The sequence below is a fragment of the Sciscionella sediminilitoris genome (assembly GCF_000737195.2).
Lineage (GTDB): Bacteria > Actinomycetota > Actinomycetes > Mycobacteriales > Pseudonocardiaceae > Sciscionella > Sciscionella sediminilitoris.
This window is the reverse complement of sequence record NZ_JALM01000055.1, coordinates 26198-47103: the sequence shown is the minus strand read 5'-3', so window position 1 is coordinate 47103 and position 20906 is coordinate 26198. Positions and strand designations below refer to the sequence as shown.

Here is a 20906-nt window from a genome sequence, read left to right as displayed (position 1 = left end):
GACGGCCACGATGAAGGAACGGGTGTCCACTGCCCTGGCGTGGGCGCATCCTTCGCGCATGACGATTCGAGCGGGAGTGCGGAACAGCACGGGAGCGGAAGTGGTCCAGCTCGGTGCGCGGATCGGCGCGCGCATCGACGGGGTACGGCTCGGGGGTGATCTGGACGCGGAGACGGTCGCCGAGATCCGGGCGGCCCTGTTGCGGCACAAGGTGATCTTCTTCCGCGAGCAAGGGCATCTCGACGAGCACGGGCAGCTGGCCTTCGCCCGGCTGCTCGGTACGCCGACACTGGCGCATCCGACCGTGCGCAATGCCGAGAACGCCAATATTCTCCCGATCGACGCGGACTATTCGAAAGCGAACAGCTGGCACACCGATGTGACCTTCGTGGACCGGGTGCCCGCGATCAGTATCCTGCGCGCGATCGAGCTCCCGTCCTACGGCGGCAGCACCACCTGGGCCAACACCGTTGCCGCGTACGAGAATCTGCCCGGGCCGTTGCGGGCGCTGGTGGACGAACTGTGGGCGGTGCACAGCAATGTCTACGACTACGCGGCCGCCATCGGGCACGGCGGCGGCGTGGATGTGAAGGAACGCGCGCATCGTGAGGAATTCGTCGCGCAGGTGTACGAGACCGAGCATCCCGCCGTCCGGGTGCACCCGGAGACCGGCGAGCGCGCCCTGCTGCTCGGGCATTTCCTGCGCCGGTTCACCGGGCTCACGAGTACCGAATCCGCCGAACTGTTCGAGCTGTTGCAGCGCAGGGTGACCCAGCTGGAGAACACCACGCGGTGGCAGTGGCAGCGCGGGGATGTCGCGATCTGGGACAACCGCGCCACCCAGCACTACGCGATCGCCGACTACGACGATCAGCCGCGGCGGCTGCACCGGATCACGCTTGCCGGGGATGTCCCGGTGAGCGTGGCCGGACGGCGCAGTTCGGTGCTGCAGGGCGACGCCTCGCACTACGCGAGCATTCCCGATCAGCCCCGGCCGCGGTGAAGTCCGTGGGCCGCGAGCAGGACCAGGACACCGCCGAGCATGAACCACGGATTCCACAGGACCAGACTCCACCGGGTCTGCTCGGCGCCCACCTCGGTGGAGAGCCCGGCGGCGTCGGTCGCCAGCAGTAGTTCCACCAGAACACCACGTGCCAGCAAGACGGCGCCACCGAGCCAGCCCAGTACCGCCACGAAGCGCTGGGGAATGCCCGACAGCCGCCACCGGACCATACCGGCGCAGAACCAGGCTCCGATCAGCAACACCGCGGCCACACCCCACAAGCCGCCGAGCACGAACCAGGCCGGGCGCCTGCTCGCGAGTTCGGCACCCGCTGAGGAAGCGAGACCGAGTGCGCCGCCCAGCGCCCAGAACAGGTGCAGTGCCGCGAAAAGCAGGCACCACAGGGCGGCCGGATATCCCCAGCGCGGCCTGGCAGCGTACTCCGTTTCGCCAGTCACAGTGCGGTCAACGCGGGGATCACCCGACGGGTTCCGCCGCACACCAGCCGGGTCAGCGGATGCCTTCCCACAGCGCCCTTTCCGCGGCCGCCGGGTCCTCGACGGGGACAAGTTCCTCGGTGAGCAGACCGGTGGTGCGGCTGGCGGTGTCATAGGGTGCCCAGCCCGGATCCCCGTGCGTGACGAACTCGACCCAGGCCCGGTGGGTCCGGTCCGCGACGGCCTGCGATGGCGCCTCGCCGAGTCGCGGGCGCAGCTCGGGACGGGCGATGGTGTCGAACACGAAGGGGATTTCGGCACCGTGGCAAGCGCCGAGTCCGTGATTGGTCACCGGCTCGGGACGGTCGAAGCGGTACATCCAGGTCTCGGCCGCCCCCGCGGCGATCCGTGCCTCGCTCACCCGGATCGCCGGTATGCGGTAGTACCAGTCGGTGATCACGGCGGCCAGAATGTCGCCCGCGCTGTCCCCGGGGCGCCCGGACCGGTAGACGGCCAGTTCGTCCCCGGTGAGGCCGTAGGCACCCGCCATCGTCTCCAATGCCTGCTCGTCGATGGCGGTGATGGCCTTGGACGGCACCAGGAAAAGCCGTGCCTCGTCCCGGTTCGACCCGATCAGCAGCGGAACCTCGGCGCCCTGGCCCGCCGTGATCGCCTCGATCGGCATGGTGCGCAGTACCGAGCCGTCGAGCGCGGGCGCGAACGGGAGCAGGTTCAGCGCGATCCGGCCCCATCTGGCGGGGTCGGGAGCCGTCTGGGCCTCGGCCACGAGCCCGGATGCGGCCCGCACGAGCTCGGCTGTCGGGACGGCTTTGATCGCCTCCCGGTCCGGTGCGACACCGAGCGCATCGGCGAGGTAACCGCCCACGGTGCGGGCCTCCGTTCCGGTGAGCGTGTGCGCGGTGGCCCCGCTCTGCGCGATGGCCCGCGTGAACAGGCCCTCGGCCTGCGGCATGGACAGCAGCGTTGCCACGCTCATCGCTCCGGCCGACTCGCCCGCGAGAGTGACGCGCGCCGGATCACCCCCGAATACCGCGATGTTGTCCTGCACCCAGCGCAGTGCCGCCAGTTGATCGAGCAGGCCGAGATTGGCGGTGTCATCGCCGAGGAACAGGAATCCCTCGGCGCCGAGCCGGTAGTTGACGGTCACGCACACCACGCCGTCCCTGGCGAATGCGCTGCCCTCGTACTCACCGACCGAGGAGGACCCGTTCGTGAACGATCCGCCGTGCAGCCACACGAGTACTGGCAGCCCGTTCGCTCCGGGGTCCGGGGTCCACACGTTCAGGTTCAGGCAGTCCTCTCCCGCGACCGTCACTTCCGGGAACAGCGGGGCGAACTGCGGCGGATAGTCCCCCTTCGGCGCCGTCGGCCCGTACTCCCGCGCGTCCCGCTCACCCTCCCAGGCGGGGACCTGCCGCGGCGGCCGCATCCGGTTCGTGCCGAACGGCGGTGCCGCGTAAGGGATCCCGCGAAACGCGTGGACGCCGGACTCGGCCGTGCCACGAATGATCCCGTTTCGGACCCGCAGCACCGAGTCGTGCACCATTGAACTCATCCGTAGCTCCATTGCAACGTTTCGCTGATGTGTAGCATACTGATGTCGCTCGGCCCTGTGTGTCAAGACGACCGTGGAGAGGATGAGCAGATGGCAGGACAGGCTCGTCGCGCCGAGACACCGCTGCGGCGCCAGCTCGACGGCACCGTGCGTCCGACCGCCCTGGATGCCTTCCGCCTGGCCCGCCGAACCTTCCTCGCCGGTGACCGCGTGGACATGCAGGGCCTGGCCCGCGAACTCGGCGTGGACCGGGCTACCCTGTATCGCTGGGTCGGCTCCCGCGATGAGCTGCTCACCGAGCTTCTCTGGTCACTGATCGAACCCACCATCACGGATCTGCGGAAAACCCATTGCCATCCGGGGCCGTCCGCGGTTCCCGGGCAGTCCCCGGCGGCGGCCGTGCTGAACGACCTCGTGCGCGCCGTCAACAGCAACGAGGGAATGCAGCGCTTCATCGAACGCGAAGGGGAGCTCGCCCTGCGGTTGCTGACCACCAAAGCCTCCGATTTCGAGGCCCGGCTGATCCGCTCGGTCGCCGAGATCGTCCACGAGGAGGCCGCTGCGGACCGGCTGCGCTCACCGATCCCGGCGGAGGATCTGCCCTACGTGCTGGTCCGCGTGCTGGAGTCGTACACCTATCTCGGGCTCATCACCGGCGAAGCCCCCGATCTCGACCGCTGCGCCAGGGTCGTCGACGCCCTGCTGCCCGGTGCGGCCGGCAACTGAGGGAGACGCTGCGATGACCCGGGACATTCTCGATGACGCGAACACCGGCGGCCGGTTCGTCCGGCTCGACGATGGGGTCATCCACGTCGTGGTGGACGGCGCGGCGGACGGTCCCGCGGTCGTGCTGTTGCACGGATCCGGCGCGTCCCTTCGCTCGTGGGACCCGATGGCCGCGATACTGGCCGCCTCCCATCGCGTGATCCGGATCGATCTGCTCGGTCACGGCAGGTCCGGCAAACCGGCAGGGGACGTCTACCAGACCGCCGAGCAGGGCCGCCGGGTCGGTCAGGTGCTCGATCGGCTCGGCGTTCCGCGCGCTGTCCTCCTCGCGCACTCCAGTGGCGGCCTGGTCGCCACGGCCCTTTCCGAGCAACGTCCGGAACTGGTGGGCGCCCTCGCGCTGATCGACACCGGTCCCAGCCTGGATGCCTTCATCGCCCAGGACTTCGCCTTCGATCCCGAGCAGTGGCCGGAGCTCAGCGATGAGCAGATCCGGCGGCTCATGCGCCCGGCCTTCAGTCGCGCGGGTTTCCGGATCCCGCGGCAACTCATCGCGGATGTACGCGCGATGACCCTGCATTCCTTCACCGCGACGATGCGGGCCGGAAACGAGTACCTGCGGCAGCGCCCACTCCCGGATCGTCTCGCCCCGCTCGGCAAGCCGCTGCTGGTGCTCTTCGGCGAGCAGGATCGGAGGTGGCGTCCCGCTTCCGCGGCCGATTACCGTGCCGTGCCCGGCGCGCGTGTCGAACTGTTGCCCGGCCTCGGCCATTCGCCCATCCTCGAGGATCCACCGCGTACCGCGGAATTCCTGTTGTCGTTCATCGCCCTGCATGCCTGAGTTCCGCCCGGAGTGAAGACACGGACACGCTGTGTTCGGGCGTTCGGTGACTTCGCTGAACTCCGCCCGTACGATGCCGTTTCCCATTAGGCTCCCGGCATCGTCGGGTGAACGGAGGCCGCCGGGGATGGTCGAAGCGGGAGATGAGCGGCCGGACCGATCCGATCGGCCGACCGGCCGGGAACGCGCGCAGGCGCGCACCCGCGTGCTCGCCATGATCCTGCTCGACGTTGCCGTCCCGCTCGGTTTGTTCTACGGGATGCGACTGGCGGGGGTGAACCAGTGGCTGGCGCTCATACTCAGCGGTGCCCTGCCCGCGATCCGGTTGCTCTACACGGCCGTGCGACGGCGGCGGCTCGAGATGCTCACCCTGTTCACCTTGAGCATCATCGGGGTAGCCACAGTCATCGGACTTCTGACCGCTGACCCACGGCTGATCCTGGCCAGGGAAAGCTACATCACCGCGCTGCTGGGGCTCTGGACGCTGTCCACCTTGCTCAGGCGCCAGCCGTTGCTCTACGCCGCGACCATCAAGCTGATGCCACCCGGGGATGCCGAGCAGTGGCGCCGGAACTGGACCGAGAGCCCGCTGTTCCGCAAGGCCATGCGATTGATCACCACCGCTTGGGGTATCGCTTTCCTGCTCGACGCGGCCGCACGGGTGATCATGGCTTACACCTTGCCGATCGATCTCGTTCCGCTGCTCAGCATGCTCCTGCTCGTCGGGCTGCTCTGTCTCGTCGTCTACCTCAGCAAGGCCTACGGCCGGCGTGCCGGTCTCGAGTCGCCGTCCCGGACGGAATCGATCGGCTAGCCGATCGATTACCACGCAGGAAGATTCCACGTTCCGCGCCACGGAACCGTTGATTGCGCAGGGTTTTGCGGATCTTTAGCGTCTGTGTACTCCGAAGAGAAGGGGTGCACGATGACGACGACGGTACGGCAGCGGAAAACCGAGCTGTTGCGGCGTATCGGTGAATGGAACCGTACTCGGGTGGAGTATCCGCGCGATGCGCTGGTGACGGAATTGCTGGAGCGGCAGGCGCACCGGAGCCCGGATGCGATCGCGCTGGCCCCGGAAACGGGTGCGCCGGTCAGCTATGCGCGGTTGTGGCAACGGGTCGAGCGATTGGCCGGGGCGCTCGCGGCGCGGGGTGTGGCCGCCGGGGATGTCGTGGGGGTTGCCCTGGAACGTTCGGTTTCCGGCTATGTGGCGATTCTCGGTGCCCTGCGGGCGGGTGCCGCTTTCCTGCCGCTGGACACGAATTTCCCGCGCACCCGGTTGGCGGAGATCCTGGCCGATGCGGAGGTTTCCTGTGTGGTCACCGATGATCGGTTCCGCGATCTGTTGCCGGACAAGGTCGATGTGCTGCACGTCGACACCGCGCCGGGGGATCGGCGGCCGCCGGAACCGGCCGGGGTGCGCGCCCAGGACCCGGCCTATGTGTTGTACACCTCGGGCTCGACGGGAAAACCGAAAGGGGTGCTCGTACCGCATCGGGGCATCACCAGGCTCGTGTGCGTATCGAGCCCGGCGGCCATCGAATCCGCGGATGTGGTGTGCGGGACGGTGAACCTGACCTTCGACCTCGCCGTATGGGAACTGTTCGGTGCACTGCTCAACGGGGCGAAGCTGTTGGTACCGAGCCTGGAGACGGTGCTCTCCAGCGTCGCGCTGCACCGGTATCTGCGCGCGGAGCAGGCCTCGGTGATGTGGCTCGGCGCGGCCCTTCTCCATCAGCACGTGGCGCAGGATCCGGCGATGTTCGGTTCGCTGCGCTGTCTGGTCGCCGGTGGTGATGCGCTGAATCCCGGTGCTGTGCGGGCGATTCTGCGCAACGGGGCGCCCGGGATGCTGGTGGACGGGTACGGCCCGACGGAGAATTCGGTGCTGTGCACCGCGCACGTGGTGACCGAACTCGAGGCGGATGCCGAATCGGTGCCCATCGGCAGACCGCTGCCGAACTCCACCGCCTATGTGCTCGGCGACGACGGGGAACCGGCGGATATCGGCGCCGAAGGGGAACTCTGGGTCGGCGGGGACGGGGTGGCGCTCGGCTATCTCAACCGGCCCGAGCTGACCGGGGAGCGATTCGTGCCCGATCCGTTCGCCGAACGCGAAGGGGCCATGCTGTACCGCACCGGGGACATGGCGCGCTGGCGTGCGGACGGGGTTCTGGAATTCCTCGGCAGGCGGGACCGGCAGCTCAAACTCAGCGGATTCCGGGTGGAGCTGCGCGAAATCGAGCTCGTGCTCGCCGCGCATCCCGATGTGGCCGAGGCCGTGGTGACCGTGGAGAGCGGGGAACGGCTGCGCGGCTGGGTGGTCGCCGGGGAGGGCACGGATTCCGCCGGGCTGCCGGTGACCTTGCGCGGTTATCTGCGCGATCGGCTTCCGGTGTTCATGGTGCCGCGGGAGATCACCGTGGTCGCGGAGATGCCGACGACACCGAGCGGGAAGATCGACCGCGAGCGGCTCACCGAGCAGGGTGATCCGGAAACCGCGGGCCTTGGCGAGGAACCGAGTGATCCGCTCGAGCGCGCGGTCGCCGCGGTGTGGCGGGAGGTGCTCGGGGTGCGCGAGGTGGGCCGCACGGACGATTTCTTCCGGCTGGGCGGTGGCTCGCTGCAGGCCGCGCAGGTGGCCGCGGCGATCGGGAACCGGCTCGGTATCCCGGCGGAGCGAGGCAGTTCGCTGATCAAGGCGCTGATCGGCAATCCCAGCCTGGAACAGTTCAGCGCACAGCTCACGAACACGCGGGAACAGGACGGCAGCACCGGCGCGGTGGACTTCCCGCGGGAGTCCGAACTGCCCGCGGGACTGCGATTCGACGCGCCGCTGCCGGAGGATCCCTGCCGCCCGGATCGGGTGCTGCTCACCGGGGCCACCGGTTTCCAGGGGGTGTTCCTGCTCGACCGGCTGGTCGCGGCCGGAGTGTCCACAGTGTACTGCCTGATCCGCGCCGAGGACGAGGAACACGCGCTGCGCAGGCTCGCCGGGCGGATGCGCCGGTACCGGCTCGATTTCGATCGGGTCCGCGAGCACGTCGTCCCGGTGGTGGGGGACATGGCCGAACCGGAACTCGGCCTTACCGTGGCACGTTTTGCCGAGCTCGCCGAATCGGTCGAGGTGATCGTGCACTCCGGATCACTGATCAATTTCGCCTACCCGTACTCGATGCTGCGCCGGACGAACGTGGAGGGCATGCGCACCCTGCTGCGGTTCGCGACCGAGGGCAGGCGCAAACCGCTGCACTATCTGTCCAGCATCACCACCATCGTCGGCTTCGGCACCGCGGATGTGCGCTATGTCCGGGAGGACGCGGAACTGGAGCACGCGGAGCGGATCTCCCTCGGTTATCCGGAAAGCAAGTGGGTGGCCGAACGCATGGCGGCCGCGGCGGGGGAGCGCGGTCTTCCGGTGGCCATCTACCGGCCGTACGAGATCACCGGAACCCGGGACACCGGGGTGTGGAACACCGACACCCTGATGTGCGCGTGGTTCCGCACGATCGCGGAGACCGGGCTGGCCCCGGATGTGGAGCTGCCGCTGGATTTCGTGCCCGTGGACTACACCGCCGAGGCGATCGTGCACATTCTCGGCACGCAGCGCCCGGACGGCAGGGTCTACAACCTCACCAATCCACGGGACGCGCGGCTGAGCCTGCTCGTGGAACGGTTGCGCGCCATGGGATATCCGGTCCGCACGGTGCCGTACACCGAATGGGTCCGGCGGGTGACCGAGCTGACCGGGGCGCAGCCGCAGCATCCGATGACACCGTTCATGCCGATGTTCAACGAGGGCGCCAACGACACCTCGATCACCGTCAAGGAGATGTATTTCGCGGAGACCTTCCCGGAATTCAGCAGGACCAACACCGAACTGGCCACCAGGGACGCCGGGATCGAACTGCCCGCGGTGGACGCCGGGCTGATCGACCTCTACCTGCGCGACTTCCTCGAAAGCGGTTTCCTCACCCCACCGGCGGGGGCCACGGAACCTGAGGCGGACCCGCCGGTCGAACAGGACCGGACGCATCGCATCGAACGCAGCCTGCAACCTGCGATCGCGGACCATGTGCGGGCGAACCCCGCCTACCGGGCCGTGCTCGAGGACCGTTTCGACCAGGGTTGCATCGCACGGTTCATCGCTTCCGAACGACGCGCGCAGCCGGTGGAGCTCGAAACCTTCGCCGCCCTGGCCGAGCGGTGCCCGCGCAACGGGGAAAACCCGTTCCACGCAACGCATGCGGCGATCGCGGCGGCCACGCGGCCACTGGATGCTGCCGCACGCGCGGTTTCCGGTGCCTCGGACGCCGGGGGATCGGCGTTCACCGAATTCCTCGGCTGGCTCGGTGCCGAAACCGGGATCGGGGCCGCGGCCGCCGCACTGCGCGCCGATCTGCTGCTGTGGTGCGCGGTCTGCGGAAAACTGGCCACCCGGCTGCGGCAGACCGCCGCGGCACCCGCCGAAGTGCTGGACTATCTCGGCGGATACGCGGAGATCCCCGCCGAGCTGATCCGGTCCTGCACCACGGTGATCCGCGCGGCACTGGAGGACGGCGAGGATCCGGAGGGGATGGCCGAGGCGATCCGGCGGACCGAAACCGCGCTCGGCACCTACTGGGACGCGGTGGTCAGTGGTCGCCGTCCGGGAAACCCTTAGGCCGCGGGCATCGGCTCCCGCAGGGTGCTCGCCGCGGTGGCGAACATGGTGGACTTGATCGCCCCGAGAGTGCCCCGGTCCTTGCCGGCGAGCGGGCGGGCCAGCTCGACCGCCCGCTCGAGCACCTGTTCCTGTTCGGCGACCTCGTCCACGAGCCCGAGTTCGCGCGCCTGCGGGCCGCCGAAGCGCCGGGCCGTGGTCATGGCGGCCATCGCCGCGGCCGGGGTCAGTTTGGCCTGGATGAGCGCGGCCATCCCCGGGGTGAACGGGATGTTGATATCGGCCTCGGGGAAGCAGAAATAGCCGCGGTCGGCGCGCATCACGCGGTAGTCGTTGGCCAGCGCGAACATGGCGCCCGCACCGAAGGCGTGGCCGTTGATCGCGGCCACGGTCGGCACCGGGAAGGTGAGCAGCCTGGCCAGCAGTTCGTGCACCCGGGCGACGTAGTCCGCGTACTGATCGGCATTGGCGAGCAGCCATTCGAGGTCGAGCCCGTTGGTGTAGAACTTCCCCGAACCGCTGGTGACGAGCGCCCCCGCGGTCGCGGCCGCGGTGTCCAGCTGCTCGCCGACCGCGGTGAGCCAGTCCGGGGAGAACCGGTTCTCCGTATCGCCGAGGTCGAGTACGAACACCTCGTCGTCCTTGCGCAGTTCGGGCATGGTCAGCTCCTTCGGTCCGGGGGTGGGATGGCGAGCACCGCACGCACGGCGGCGGCGAGTCGTCGTTGGGTATCGGTGCCGACGGCGCTGCCCGGCCAGGCGAGCTCCCTGCGGAACAGGGCCGTCGGCAGGTCGACGACGCAGGTGGTGATCACCTCGACCGCCGCGCCGTCCCCGCGTCCCCACAGCGCCCTGGCCAGCCGGACGAGCAGCGCGAGCAGCCGGTTGTCGAGCGCGTGCAGTGTTTCGGCGAGCTCCTCGGGTACCCGCGGGCCGAGCAGGCTTTCCTTGCGGACGGTCAGCAGCATGCGGGCCGCGTCCGGACGGTCTCCGGCGAACACCGCGGGCGCCCGCGCGGCCGCGCAGACCGCCTCTTCCGGATCATCCGCCCCGGCGGCGAGCGTTTCCTGCCGGTCGAGGAAATCCGTTGCCGCGCGCAGCCACACCCTGGCCAGCAGCGCGGGCAGCGAACCGAAGGCGTGGTAGATCGCCCCGTTGGACACCCCGGACTCCGTGGCGAGCCCGCGCACCGTCAGCTCGTCCGCGCCGCGCGTCGCGATCAGGTGCTCGGCGGCATCGAGCACCTGATCGAGATCGTGCGTGCGTGGCCGTGGCATGCCCCATTAATAACAGAGCAGCTGCTCTAGAACAAGACCCTACTCGGCAACGGGAGGTCAGAGCCCGAGGTCGTCGTAGATCGCCGGGATGAACGGCTTCACCCGCTCGCTGCGTACCAGCGATTCGGAGATGGTGTTGCCGATGACCGCGATGCTCAGGTCGTGCCGCGGATCGTGCATGACCAGGGAACTGCGGCATCCGGCGTGCCCGAAACTGTCCGGGGAGGCGCAGCGGCCGAACCGCGACCAGCCGACGACGAAACCGAGTCCCCATTCGGCGGTGTCCCCGGAACGCTGGCAGGGCACGAAGGGTGCGGTCGCGGTGACGAACTCGGGCGCGCTGCGCGGACGGTCCTCGGCGTGCGGGGACATTCCGCGCACCACGGCGGCCAGCTCCCGTGCGGGGCCGGAGCAGCCGACCCCGGGGAACACCGCGCCGAGGCTCTCGGCCGGGATCAGCTCGCCGAGCGCGGGCCGCACCGAGCCGGAATCCCCGATCCAGGTCGGCGCGGGTTCGCCGGTGAAGCCGGAATCGAGCGCTCCGCAGCGGGCGAACACCTCCCGGTTCACGAGTTCGGTGAACGCACGGCCGGTGGCCCGTTCGGCGAGCGTGGCGAGCACCGCGAAGTTCGCGAAGGAGCTGTACCTGCGCTGCTGCCCGACCGGGAATCCCGGATGGTGCGGTTCGTTCCTGGCCCGTTCGGCGACCCGTTCGTAGGGCGCGAGGAACGGTTCCTCGGCCCGTTCGCCGAGGCCGACGCTGTGGTTGAGCAGCCGCGCGGCGGTAACCCGCTCGGCATAGCCCGGGATCGGGGCGTGCAGATCGATCAGGCCCGCGTCGGCCAGCCGCGCGAACAGGCTGGCCGTGACCACCTTGGAGGAGCAGGTCCAGCGCAGCGGATCATCGGTGGTCATCGCGATCCCCGGGGCGCTCTCCCCGGCGGCGAGTTCGAGCACGGTCTGCCCGCGCAGCGCCACGAAGCACTGCATGCCGAGCCATTCCTCGCCGTCGATACGCCGGGAGACCTGCTTTTCGGTGCGCGCGAAGTTCGTGCCGAGCAGGGTCACTTCGACCACGCCCCTTCCAGATAGCTGCGCTTGCACTGCTGGCGTTGCAGTTTCCCGCTCGTGGTCTTGGGCAGCTGGCCGGTGCCGAGCAACACCACATCGGCAGGGCGCACCGCGATCGCCTCGCGCACCCGGCGGGCGATCCGGCCGCGCAGTTCCTCGCTCGGCTTGTTCGTCTCCGCGACGACCACCACGGACTCCGCGCCGGAATCGGTCACCCCGAACGCGGCCACGTTCCCGGAGCGCACCTCGTCCAGACCGGCGACCTCGTGCTCGATGTCCTGGGGAACGAAGTTCTCCCCGCGCACGATGATCACATCGGAGATCCGCCCGCAGACGAAGACCTCACCGTCGCGCAGGAAACCGAGATCCCCGGTGCGGTAGTGACCGTCCGCCCAGAAGTAGTCGTGGTCCTGCCTGCCGAGGTATCCGGGGAACAGGCTCGGCCCGTGCACGCAGATCTCACCGACCGATCCGGGCGGCAGCGATTCCCCGTGCTCATCGCGGATGTCCGCGGAATAGCCGGGAAGCGGCTTGCCGCAGCCGGTGACGGTGCTGCCTTCCGGATCCTCGCGCGGAATGCCACCGGAGACGAGGCTGTTCGGATCGGCGGTCACCGAACGCATGGGTTCACCGGGAACCACGGTGCTGAACACCAGGCCGAGCTCGGCCATGCCGTATCCGGGCCGCAGCGCGGTTTCCGGCATTCCGAAGCGGGCGGCGAACTCCCCGAAGGCCGCGAACTCCGCGGCATTGATCGGCTCGCTTCCGTTGAGGCAGTGCCGGAGCGCGGACAGATCGATGTCCTCCTCCGGGGTGCGGATCCGGCCGTAGCGGGCCAGCAGCGCGTAGGCGAAGTGCGGCGCGAAGGTCAGCGTGGCACGGGTCTGCGCGAGGTCGGTGAGCCAGCTCATCGGGCTGCGCACGAACGAGTCCGGAGTGGACAGCCGAAGCGGGAGCCCGTGCAGCGCGGGAAGCACGAAGGTGCCGATCAGCCCCATGTCGTGGTTGAGCGGAAGCCAGCTCACCACCGAGTCCTCGCCGGTGAGGCCGAGATGCCGCGCGGTGGCCTCGACGTTCGCGATCGCGGACTCCGCGCTGACCGGGACCATCTTCGGCGTCCCGGTCGAGCCGCTGGTCAGCTGCAGGATCACCGGCGGATCCGGGAACTGTTCCGTGTCAACGGGATTGCGCAGTGCGCGCATCCCGAGCGGTCCGGATTCGGTTGCTCGCCAACCGGTGTCCAGTTCGCCGATGGTGGTCACCAGTGCCCTGGCCCGCAGTTGTCCGAGGCGCAGGCGCAGCCATTCCGGGTAGCCGAGCCCGGCCCGTTTGGTGCTGGAGGGTCCGGCGAGCACGCTCACCGTGGCGCCCAGCTTCCAGGTGGCCAGGATGCTCGCCGCGGTACCGGAATCGGCATCGGCGACGATCGCGACCACATCCCCGCGGCGTACCCCGGCCGCGCTCAGCCAGTCGGCGATCTCGTGCGCGGCATGGAACAGCTCGCTCCAGGAACCGGTGTTCCCGGAGAACGTGACCGGTGCCGCGCTGTCCAACGCGCGTTTCTCGATCCGGTCGTGGAAATCCTCTGGTGTCATGGGTGAGCTCCTAATGACGTTCATTGCGTAGCAGTACGGAGGCGGCGAGCAGCGCGGCGATCCCGGCCGCGGCCATCACCAGGCAGTCGGCGGCGAGGGTGAAACCGATCTCGCCGGGCAGCCACTTCGGTGGCGCGATGCCGACGAAGCAGTAGCGCAGCACATCGACCGCGTAGCGCAGTGGATCGGCGAACCCGGCCACCCGCAGGGCCAGCGGTGCGGAATCGAGCGCGTACATCCCGCCGGAGAGGAAGATCAGCGGAAGCAACACCAGCTGGTTCACCGCGTTCACGCTGTCCTGGCGGTCCAGCGCGGCCGCGATGAGCGAACCGATCCCGGAGATCGCGAACGCGCACACCGCACCGGCGAGTGCTGTCAGGGCGAGCCCGCCGGCGCTGACGCTGACCCCTAGGGGGACCGCGAGCAGCGCGACCACCAGCACCTGGGCGGTGCCGATCAGGCTCACCCCGAGCGTTCTGCCGAACAACAGCGCGAAGGCCGAGGCAGGCGAGACGAGCATCGAGCGAAGAAAGCCCGACTGCCGATCGCCCACAATGGACAGTGCGGAGTTCATACAGGTCGTGGTGAGCGCGGTCACCGCGGCCCCCGCGGTGACGTAGAGCCGGTAGGGCGTGCCCTCGGGCGTGCTGCGCACCGCGGCGTTGAGCCCGGCGCCGAGCGCGAACAGGATGATCATCGGCTGCACCATTCCGGCCAGCAGCCGCACCCTGGCCCGCATCAGCCTGCCCAGTTCGCGGCGCGCGGCGACCAGGGTCACCCGTGCCGGATAGGCAAGCCCGTCAATGGGCGAACGCGGAGACGAAAGCCGCGCGGTCGGGTGCACCACAGTCCTCCAATCGCCCTGCGCGCAACCGGAAAACCCGGTCGCAGCCGTCGATCTCCTCGAAATGGTGGGTGGTGAACAGCACCGCGATCCCGCGTTCGGCGCGCAGCCGGTCGATCGTGGCCCACAGGGATTCCCTGGCGAGCGGATCGAGCCCGGCTGTCGGCTCGTCGAGCACGATCACCGAGGCCTGATGCACCAGGCAGCGGGCCAGTTCGAGCCTGCGCCGCTGGCCACCGGAAAGGTGCCGGTTCTCCCGCCCGCCGAGTTCGGTCAGCTCCACCTCCTCGAGCGCGCCCGCGCATCGCCGCGCGAGCGGGCGCCCGGAAAGGCCGTACAGAACTCCGTGCATCCGCAGGGTTTCCCGCGCGGTCATGAACGGATCGAGGCCCGGTTCCTGGAAGACCGCGCCGAGCCGCAGCCGGCCGATCCGATCGCGCGGCGCCGCGTCCCCGATGCGCACCGAACCGTGGTCCGGGCGCCACACGCCGGTGACGAGCTTGAGCAGGGTGCTCTTGCCCGCCCCGTTCGGGCCCAATACCGCGACCCGTTCACCGGCTCGCACGCTCAGGCAGACCTCCTGCAGAACCGTGCGGTCGCCGAGGGTTTTGGCCACGCGGTCAATGTCGAGCACGATCGCACTCCCGGGCCACGGTGCGGGTGAGCGTATCCACCGTGGCGAGGGGGTCCCAGTCCGCGCTGGGGATCAGTGCCCGTTCGGGCAGCGGAACACCGAGGCGTTCCTCCAGCATGACCAGCAGTTCGGCGAGATCGGCGCTGTCCAGGCCGAGCTGCTCGCGCAGGTCGTCCTCCGGTGCGATGGCCAGTTCCGGCTCACGCAGGATCTCTCTCGCCACGGCGATGATCTCGGCGTGGACGCGGGCCAGGGTCTCGGTTGACGTAGTGAACACAACGTGAACTTACCCAATCGGGTGGTTACGAGCGCGTCGGCCTGTGGGCTGATCCTGGGGTAGGCCCCAGGGACGAGGCATCCCTGAGACCGCGGTTCAGGGCTTGCGGAGCTCGGTGAACCAGCGCTGACCGGTGCGCGCGGACCAGATCCGGTGCAGCCCGGCGCGGTCCGCGAGCGGGCCGACCGCGTCCGCACCGAGGAACGCCCAGTGGAACCAGTCCCTGCTGGCGATCCGGGCGCGTTCGCGGCGCAGCCCGTGGCCTGGCGGGCCGAGTTCGAGCAGGATGCTGCCACCCCGTTCGAGCAGCCGGGCCGCCCGGCGCAGCAGCCGTTCCGGGTCCCCGCCGATGCCGATGTTGCCGTCCGCGAGCAGCACATGCCGCCAGCTCCCGGTGCGCGGCAGCGCGGCGAACACATCCCGGTGCAGCACCGGAGCACCGCGGGCCCGGGCCAGTCCGATCGCGATCGGGGAACTGTCCACGCCGAGCGCCGGGATCCCGCGTTCGGTCAGCGCCGCCACGAACCGGCCGGGGCCGCAGCCGAGATCGATGGTGGGACCGGTGCAGCGGCCGAGCAGCACGGTGTCCTCGTTGTCCGGGGCGCGCCGCCAGCGGTGCACCGGAAGCTCGATCCGTTCCCCGCTGGCCAGTTCGAGCCAGGGAACGCTTCCGGTCAGGCTCAGATCGAAGGCGGTCACCGGAGCGCCCGCAGAACGGCCGCGAACCGGCTGCGCGGGATCAGCGCGGCGACCGCGCGCGCCTCGGCCATGGTGTCCACATCGGAGAGCGCGGGCAGTTCTCCCGGTGTCACACCGGATTCGCGTAGCGCGGCCCGGGTTTCCGTGCAAGTGTCCGGAGTGGACATCGGAACCCCGGTGATCGCCTTGGCGTGTAAGGGATCCCGCAGTCCGAGCGCCCACCAGCCGCCGTCGTCCGCCGGGCCGAGCACCGCCGGTTCCCGGTACAGCCGCGCGCCCGACACGGCGAGCAGTGCGGGGGAGACCTGCGGGGTGTCCATGCCGATCTGCAGCACCGGAGCCCCGGGAACGAGCTCGGCGGCATCCGCGTGCGCGTGCGCGATCCGTTCGGCGAGCCCGGTTCCGCGCTGCCCGAACACCGTGACCGTGCGCAATGCCTCGGCCAGTTCCCCGGCACGCACGGCCTCCCCCGGTGCGCCCGAGAGTGCGAGCAGCCCGCGCGCCCCGGATGCGCGCACCGCATCCAGGGTGTCCAGCAGTGCGGCCGCCGCGATCGCGGCAGCCTGCTCGGGAGTCGCTTGTGGACAGAGCCGGGTCTTGACGCGCCCGGGAACGGGTGCCTTCGCGAGCACCAGCACGCATACCTCGCTCATGCGATCGCCTCGCCTCGCGAGACAGCGCTCGATTCCGTTCGGCGCATGATGTCCATGATTCGCTCGCGAGCCTCGCTCATGCGATCACCCGCGCCATGTCCCGGATCGCGCGCAGCGTGCCGCGCACCGTTCCGGTGACCTTCGAGGTGGTGCCCGCGGCGCGCGGCCGGTACACCACATCCCGTTCGGTGATGGTCCAGTTCGCCTTCGCCGCGCGCAGCAACAGTTCCAGTGGATAGCCGAAGCCGCGGTCGGCCACCCCGAGCTCGAGCAGCGCGGACCGCCGGGCGGCGCGCATCGGCGCGATGTCGTGCACCGGAGCGCCCCTGGCCCGCAGCAGCGCGGCGAGCACTGCGTTCGCCAGCCGCGCATGCCAGGGCCAGGCCCCGCGGCCGCGCGGGCGCCGCCGCCCCACCGCGAGGGTGGCACCGGAATCCACCAGCGCCACGAGTTCCGGGAGCTCGCCAGGATCCAGGGAACCGTCCGCGTCGAGCACGCAGACGATCTCCGCGCTCGCCGCGAGCAGTCCGGCGTGCACCGCGGCCCCGTAGCCGCGCCGCTGCTCGTACACCACCCGCGCCCCGTACCGCGTGGCCACCAGCGGGGAACCGTCGGTGGAGCCGTTGTCCGCCACGATCGCCCGGTAGCCGTCGGGGAGCGCGCCGAGCACCCCGGCCAGCGCTTTCTCCTCGTCCAGGCAGGGGAGTATCACGTCGACGGTTCGCATGCGGGGAACGCTAGGTCGGTTTCCGGGCAACCGGAAGGCGCCCGGTGCTTACCGAATTCTGACGTCTCGGCAATTCTTACCGAGTGATGACGAACCGCGGCTGAAGCTGGATTCCGTTGCCGTGCACCCGTTAGCGTGCGGCAGTGCGTGGGATACGGGCCGATCTGGTCGCCGTGGCGGTACAGCTCGCCCTTGTCGCCGCTGCGGCCGCGCTCGGTGCGTATCTGAACCGCCCGGGATCGGGTGTGGTGCTCTTCGAACCGGCCCCGCCGATCTTCGCGATCTGGCAACCGCACGCGGGATGGGGCACCGCGCCCGCGATCCTGCTCGCGGTCCTCGTGGTCTGCTACGGGCCCGCGCTGGCCGCGCGCGTGCGCCTGCGGTACCTGTTGCCGCTCGGCTATCTGTGCGCGCTCGGCTGGACGTTCTCGCTCGCCATGATCGACGGCTGGCGCACCGGCCTCGCGGGCCGGCTCGTGCAATGGCCCGAGTATCTGCACGATGTCCCCGGCATCACCGATATCCCGCGGATGCTGGCCACGTTCAGCGCGCGGATTCCGGTCGGGGTTCCCGGTTCCTGGACGACCCACGTTTCCGGCCACCCGCCGGGGGCGACGCTGTTTTTCGTGTGGCTGGAACGGATCGGGCTCCCCGGGGGTGGGCCGGCCGCGGTGGCCTGTGTGCTGTTCGGCTGTCTGGCCGCGGTCGCCGTTCCCGCGACGCTCGCGCTGCTCGGACGCCCCGATGCCGCGCGTTCGGTGCTGCCCTTCCTGGTGCTGTTCCCAGGGGCGGTGTGGATCGGGGCCAGTGCCGACGCGGTGTTCACCGGGGTGTCGGCAAGCGCGATCGCGCTGCTGGCGCTCGCTACCCGCTGCCGGGTTCCGGTACGCGTTCCGGTGGCACTGGCAGCCGGGCTGCTGCTGGGCTGCACGCTGTACCTGTCCTACGGGCTGGTGCTGATCGGCCTGCTCGCGGTGGCCGTGCTGAGCTACACCCGTTCCTGGTCGGTCGCGGTGCTCGCGCTGCTCGGGGTGCTCGCGGTCGTCGCGGCGTTCACCCTGGCCGGGTTCTGGTGGTTCGACGGATACGCGCAACTGCACCACCGGTACTACCACGATGACGTGGGGGCGGTGCGGCCCTACTGGTACTGGGTGTGGGCGAATCTCGCCTCGCTCGTGCTCGCCGTCGGTCCCGCCGTGCTGCCCGCGCTGCGCCGGGCGTTCGCGCACCGCAGGAGCCCGGTGGTGCTGCTGGCCGGTGCCGCACTGCTCGCGGTGCTGCTCGCCGACTTCTCGGGCATGTCGAAGGCCGAGGTGGAGCGGATCTGGTTACCGTTCGACGTGTGGTTGCTCGCGGCGACGGCACTGCTGCCCGCGCGCGGCAGGCGGTGGTGGCTGCTCGCGCAGGCGGGCACGGCGCTGCTGGTGAACCATCTGCTGTTGACGAACTGGTGACGAGGAGAACGCATGCGGACCGTGCTCGTGGTCGATGATGATGCGACGGTGCGCGATGTGGTGCGCCGCTATCTCGCGGCGGCCGGGTTCTCCGTCCAGGTCGCCGGGGACGGGGAGACCGCGCTCGGCATGCTCGCGCAGGGCGCGCCCGATCTGGTCGTGCTCGATGTGATGCTGCCCGGAACGAGCGGTCTCGAGGTCTGCAAACGGATCCGGGCGCGCGGACAGCTGCCGGTCGTCCTGCTGACCGCGCTCGGCGAGGAGGAGGACCGGATCGCCGGGCTGAGCCTCGGTGCGGACGATTACGTGACCAAACCGTTCAGCCCGCGCGAGCTCGCCCTGCGGGTGGCCTCGGTGCTGCGCCGGGCGCAGGCCCCGGTCCGGGAAGCCGACCAGGTGCTGCGCGACGGACCGCTGCGGCTCGAACTGGGTTCCCGGCGCGCGGTACTCGGCGAGACCCAGCTCGCGCTCACCGTCCGGGAATTCGACCTGCTCGCGTTTTTCCTGGCACACAAGGGAACCGTGTACTCCCGCGCTGATCTGCTCGAGCAGGTGTGGGGCTGGGACTTCGGTGACCAGTCCACCGTCACCGTGCACGTGCGCAGGCTGCGGGAGAAGATCGAACCCGATCCGGCTCGCCCGGTGCGCATCGCCACGGTCTGGGGTGTGGGCTACCGCTACGACCCCGATGAGGTGGCATCGTGATCGAGCCCAAGGAGCCGATGGCCGATATTCTCGGGCACCTGCTGCACATCCTTCCGTTCGCGCTCGCCTTCGCGCTGCCGGTGATCGCGCTCGGCGCGGTGCTGCTTTTCCTGCTGCGCAACCGGTCCATGGGCACCGCGCTCACCGTGCTGGTGCTCATCCCGGTGCTGGCGACCCTGGTCGGCGTGCTCGGGATCAGCGGCTTCATGTTCACCCCGACGATCACCACGATGCTGCTGGTGTGCCTGATGGTCGCGCTGGTCACCGTGCCGGTCGCGATCGTGCTCGCCCGGGTCATCGGCAGGCGCAGTGTGTGGGAACGGGAACTGCGGGACAAGGAACGCGCCGCGGAATCGGCCCGGCGCGAGCTCGTCGCCTGGATCAGTCACGACCTGCGCAGCCCGCTCGCCGGGATCCGCGCGATGGCCGAAGCACTCGCCGACGGGATGGTCGCCGAACCGGGAGAGGTCACCGACTACGCCGAGCGGATCAGCACCGAGGCGCAGCGGCTCTCCGGCATGGTCGACGACCTGTTCGAGCTGTCCAGGATCACCGCGGGCGCGCTGCGGCTGAGCATGGCCGAGGTCCCGCTGCACGATGTGGTCAGCGACGCCCTCTCCGCGCAGACCCCGATCGCGCAGGGCAAACAGGTCCGGGTGCGGGCCGAGGCGCGGGCCACGCCGGTGGTGCTGGGCAGCGATCCGGAACTGGCCAGGATCGTGCGCAACCTGGTGTCCAACGCGATCCGGCACACCCCGCCGGACGGCACCGTGGCCGTGGAACTCGGCGTGGAGCGCGCGGACGCGGTGCTCACCGTGGACGACGGCTGCGGCGGCATTCCCGATGAGGAGATCGGGCGGGTGTTCGACGTCGCCTTCCGGGGCAGCACCGCACGAACCCCGGGCGCGGACAGCGGGGGAGGGCTCGGGCTCGCGATCGCGAAGGGCCTCGTCGAAGCGCACCACGGGCACATCGGGGTGCGCAATCACGGACCCGGCTGTCGCTTCGAGGTACGGTTGCCGCTTTCTCGCTGAGAATTCTCCGGTCGGTTTGCCTGAGAACCCGCCACGTTGCCCATGGCGTGGGTGGTTTGAGCGGCGCACGCCGCTTGAAAATGGTCGCTAACCCCAGCCCTCGGCGAGGAGGATGAACGCGGCGTCCGCGGCGCGTTGCTGGTCGGGGCTGTCCCGGATCAGTTCGCCGGTGGACAACGCGAAGTGGGCGAGCGCGGCGCAGCGGAGATCGTCCTCGGGTGCCCCGCTCTCCGCGGCGATCGCGCGGGCCAGCGCGGTCTTGTGCCGCATCCACATCCGATTGGAGTACTCCCGCAGCACCGGGGTGTCCTCGACCAGTCGCATGAACCGTTCCCGTTCCCGGACGAGCTCGGGTTCGGTGGCCCGGCGCACGAAGGTGTGCAGCGCTTCGGGGATCGACATGCCCTCCGGGCGCTCGCGCACCGCGGCGACCAGGGTGGCCTCCACATCCTGTTCCTGGTCGAACACCAGCGCTTCCTTGCTCGGGAAGTGCTTGAACAGGGTGGTCACCGAGACGTCCGCGGTATCGGCGATCTCCTTCACGCTCACCGCCTCGAAGCCGCGTTCGAGGAAGAGTTCGAGCGCGGCATCGGCCAGCGCCTGACGGGTGCGGGCCTTCTTGCGCTCGCGACGTCCCTGTGGTTCGTGTCCCTGTGGTTCCTCGGTCACGAGACCAGCATAGCGCGTC

Annotated in this window: 21 protein-coding genes; 8 read left to right on the top strand and 13 right to left on the bottom strand. The window is 69.8% G+C overall.

The window, feature by feature from the left end:
- The first annotated feature begins 58 nt into the window (after nucleotides 1-58).
- Nucleotides 59-1003, top strand: coding sequence for a TauD/TfdA dioxygenase family protein (locus AD72_RS21845; RefSeq protein WP_031468413.1), 945 nt, complete (start codon nucleotides 59-61; stop codon nucleotides 1001-1003).
- On the opposite strand, the gene AD72_RS21840 is transcribed toward AD72_RS21845, so the two are convergent.
- Both AD72_RS21840 and AD72_RS21835 read right to left on the bottom strand, forming a co-directional pair.
- The gene (locus AD72_RS21840; protein ID WP_197285040.1) at nucleotides 985-1461 is read right to left on the bottom strand and encodes a DUF3995 domain-containing protein; all 477 of its coding nucleotides are present in this window, start codon (nucleotides 1459-1461) and stop codon (nucleotides 985-987) included. The two genes, AD72_RS21845 and AD72_RS21840, sit on opposite strands and share 19 nt — an antisense overlap.
- A gap of 52 nt (nucleotides 1462-1513) precedes the next feature.
- On the bottom strand, nucleotides 1514-3016 hold the full coding sequence (locus AD72_RS21835) for a carboxylesterase/lipase family protein (protein WP_051898871.1): 1503 nt from the start codon (nucleotides 3014-3016) through the stop codon (nucleotides 1514-1516).
- Between the two features lie 90 nt (nucleotides 3017-3106).
- On the opposite strand from AD72_RS21835, the gene AD72_RS21830 reads away from it, so the two are divergent.
- The 4 genes from AD72_RS21830 (at nucleotide 3107) to AD72_RS21815 (ending at nucleotide 9249) form a co-directional block, all read left to right on the top strand.
- Entirely contained in the window at nucleotides 3107-3742 is a 636-nt protein-coding gene (locus AD72_RS21830) for a QsdR family transcriptional regulator (protein WP_051898870.1), read from the top strand.
- A gap of 13 nt (nucleotides 3743-3755) precedes the next feature.
- Nucleotides 3756-4583 (top strand): alpha/beta fold hydrolase, encoded by an 828-nt coding sequence (locus tag AD72_RS21825; protein WP_037346865.1) that lies wholly within the window; start codon nucleotides 3756-3758, stop codon nucleotides 4581-4583.
- Nucleotides 4584-4710: 127 nt separating this feature from the next.
- Nucleotides 4711-5397: a VC0807 family protein gene (locus AD72_RS21820; RefSeq protein WP_051898869.1), complete on the top strand. Its 687-nt coding sequence runs from the start codon at nucleotides 4711-4713 to the stop codon at nucleotides 5395-5397.
- Nucleotides 5398-5508: 111 nt separating this feature from the next.
- Entirely contained in the window at nucleotides 5509-9249 is a 3741-nt protein-coding gene (locus AD72_RS21815; protein WP_156365318.1) for an amino acid adenylation domain-containing protein, read from the top strand.
- Here AD72_RS21815 and AD72_RS21810 read toward each other — a convergent pair.
- From AD72_RS21810 to AD72_RS21765, 10 genes are all read right to left on the bottom strand, one after another.
- Nucleotides 9246-9908, bottom strand: a complete 663-nt coding sequence (locus AD72_RS21810) for an enoyl-CoA hydratase/isomerase family protein (protein ID WP_031468406.1) — start codon at nucleotides 9906-9908, stop codon at nucleotides 9246-9248. The genes AD72_RS21815 and AD72_RS21810 overlap by 4 nt on opposite strands.
- A gap of 2 nt (nucleotides 9909-9910) precedes the next feature.
- Nucleotides 9911-10525 (bottom strand): TetR/AcrR family transcriptional regulator, encoded by a 615-nt coding sequence (locus AD72_RS21805; RefSeq protein WP_031468405.1) that lies wholly within the window; start codon nucleotides 10523-10525, stop codon nucleotides 9911-9913.
- 57 nt (nucleotides 10526-10582) lie between these two features.
- The gene (locus AD72_RS21800; RefSeq protein ID WP_031468404.1) at nucleotides 10583-11602 is read right to left on the bottom strand and encodes a serine hydrolase domain-containing protein; all 1020 of its coding nucleotides are present in this window, start codon (nucleotides 11600-11602) and stop codon (nucleotides 10583-10585) included.
- Entirely contained in the window at nucleotides 11590-13191 is a 1602-nt protein-coding gene (locus AD72_RS21795; RefSeq protein ID WP_031468403.1) for an AMP-binding protein, read from the bottom strand. Before AD72_RS21795 ends, AD72_RS21800 begins: the two co-directional genes overlap by 13 nt.
- Nucleotides 13192-13201: 10 nt before the next feature.
- Nucleotides 13202-14035, bottom strand: coding sequence for an ABC transporter permease (locus tag AD72_RS21790; RefSeq protein ID WP_156365317.1), 834 nt, complete (start codon nucleotides 14033-14035; stop codon nucleotides 13202-13204).
- The gene (locus AD72_RS21785; RefSeq protein ID WP_055731208.1) at nucleotides 13992-14669 is read right to left on the bottom strand and encodes an ABC transporter ATP-binding protein; all 678 of its coding nucleotides are present in this window, start codon (nucleotides 14667-14669) and stop codon (nucleotides 13992-13994) included. The genes AD72_RS21790 and AD72_RS21785 overlap by 44 nt, the downstream gene beginning before the upstream one ends.
- Entirely contained in the window at nucleotides 14656-14946 is a 291-nt protein-coding gene (locus tag AD72_RS21780; RefSeq protein ID WP_031468400.1) for an acyl carrier protein, read from the bottom strand. The genes AD72_RS21785 and AD72_RS21780 overlap by 14 nt, the downstream gene beginning before the upstream one ends.
- 96 nt (nucleotides 14947-15042) lie before the next feature.
- Nucleotides 15043-15645: a methyltransferase domain-containing protein gene (locus AD72_RS21775; protein WP_031468399.1), complete on the bottom strand. Its 603-nt coding sequence runs from the start codon at nucleotides 15643-15645 to the stop codon at nucleotides 15043-15045.
- Nucleotides 15642-16298: a TIGR04282 family arsenosugar biosynthesis glycosyltransferase gene (locus AD72_RS21770; protein WP_031468398.1), complete on the bottom strand. Its 657-nt coding sequence runs from the start codon at nucleotides 16296-16298 to the stop codon at nucleotides 15642-15644. Before AD72_RS21770 ends, AD72_RS21775 begins: the two co-directional genes overlap by 4 nt.
- Nucleotides 16299-16374: 76 nt before the next feature.
- Complete coding sequence (locus AD72_RS21765) at nucleotides 16375-17025, bottom strand: glycosyltransferase family 2 protein (RefSeq protein ID WP_031468397.1); 651 nt, start codon at nucleotides 17023-17025, stop codon at nucleotides 16375-16377.
- A gap of 143 nt (nucleotides 17026-17168) precedes the next feature.
- Between AD72_RS21765 and AD72_RS21760 the strand changes: the two genes are divergently transcribed.
- Genes AD72_RS21760 through AD72_RS21750 form a run of 3 tightly spaced genes read left to right on the top strand, consistent with a single transcriptional unit; the run spans nucleotide 17169 to nucleotide 20218 of the window.
- Nucleotides 17169-18479, top strand: coding sequence for a hypothetical protein (locus tag AD72_RS21760; RefSeq protein ID WP_031468396.1), 1311 nt, complete (start codon nucleotides 17169-17171; stop codon nucleotides 18477-18479).
- A gap of 12 nt (nucleotides 18480-18491) precedes the next feature.
- A complete protein-coding gene (locus tag AD72_RS21755) occupies nucleotides 18492-19184 on the top strand; it encodes a response regulator transcription factor (protein ID WP_031468395.1) in 693 nt (230 codons plus the stop codon).
- Complete coding sequence (locus AD72_RS21750; protein WP_031468394.1) at nucleotides 19181-20218, top strand: sensor histidine kinase; 1038 nt, start codon at nucleotides 19181-19183, stop codon at nucleotides 20216-20218. The genes AD72_RS21755 and AD72_RS21750 overlap by 4 nt, the downstream gene beginning before the upstream one ends.
- 87 nt (nucleotides 20219-20305) lie before the next feature.
- Here the strand turns inward: AD72_RS21750 and AD72_RS21745 are convergent, their stop codons facing one another.
- Complete coding sequence (locus AD72_RS21745; protein WP_031468393.1) at nucleotides 20306-20887, bottom strand: TetR/AcrR family transcriptional regulator; 582 nt, start codon at nucleotides 20885-20887, stop codon at nucleotides 20306-20308.
- Nucleotides 20888-20906 lie beyond the last annotated feature (19 nt).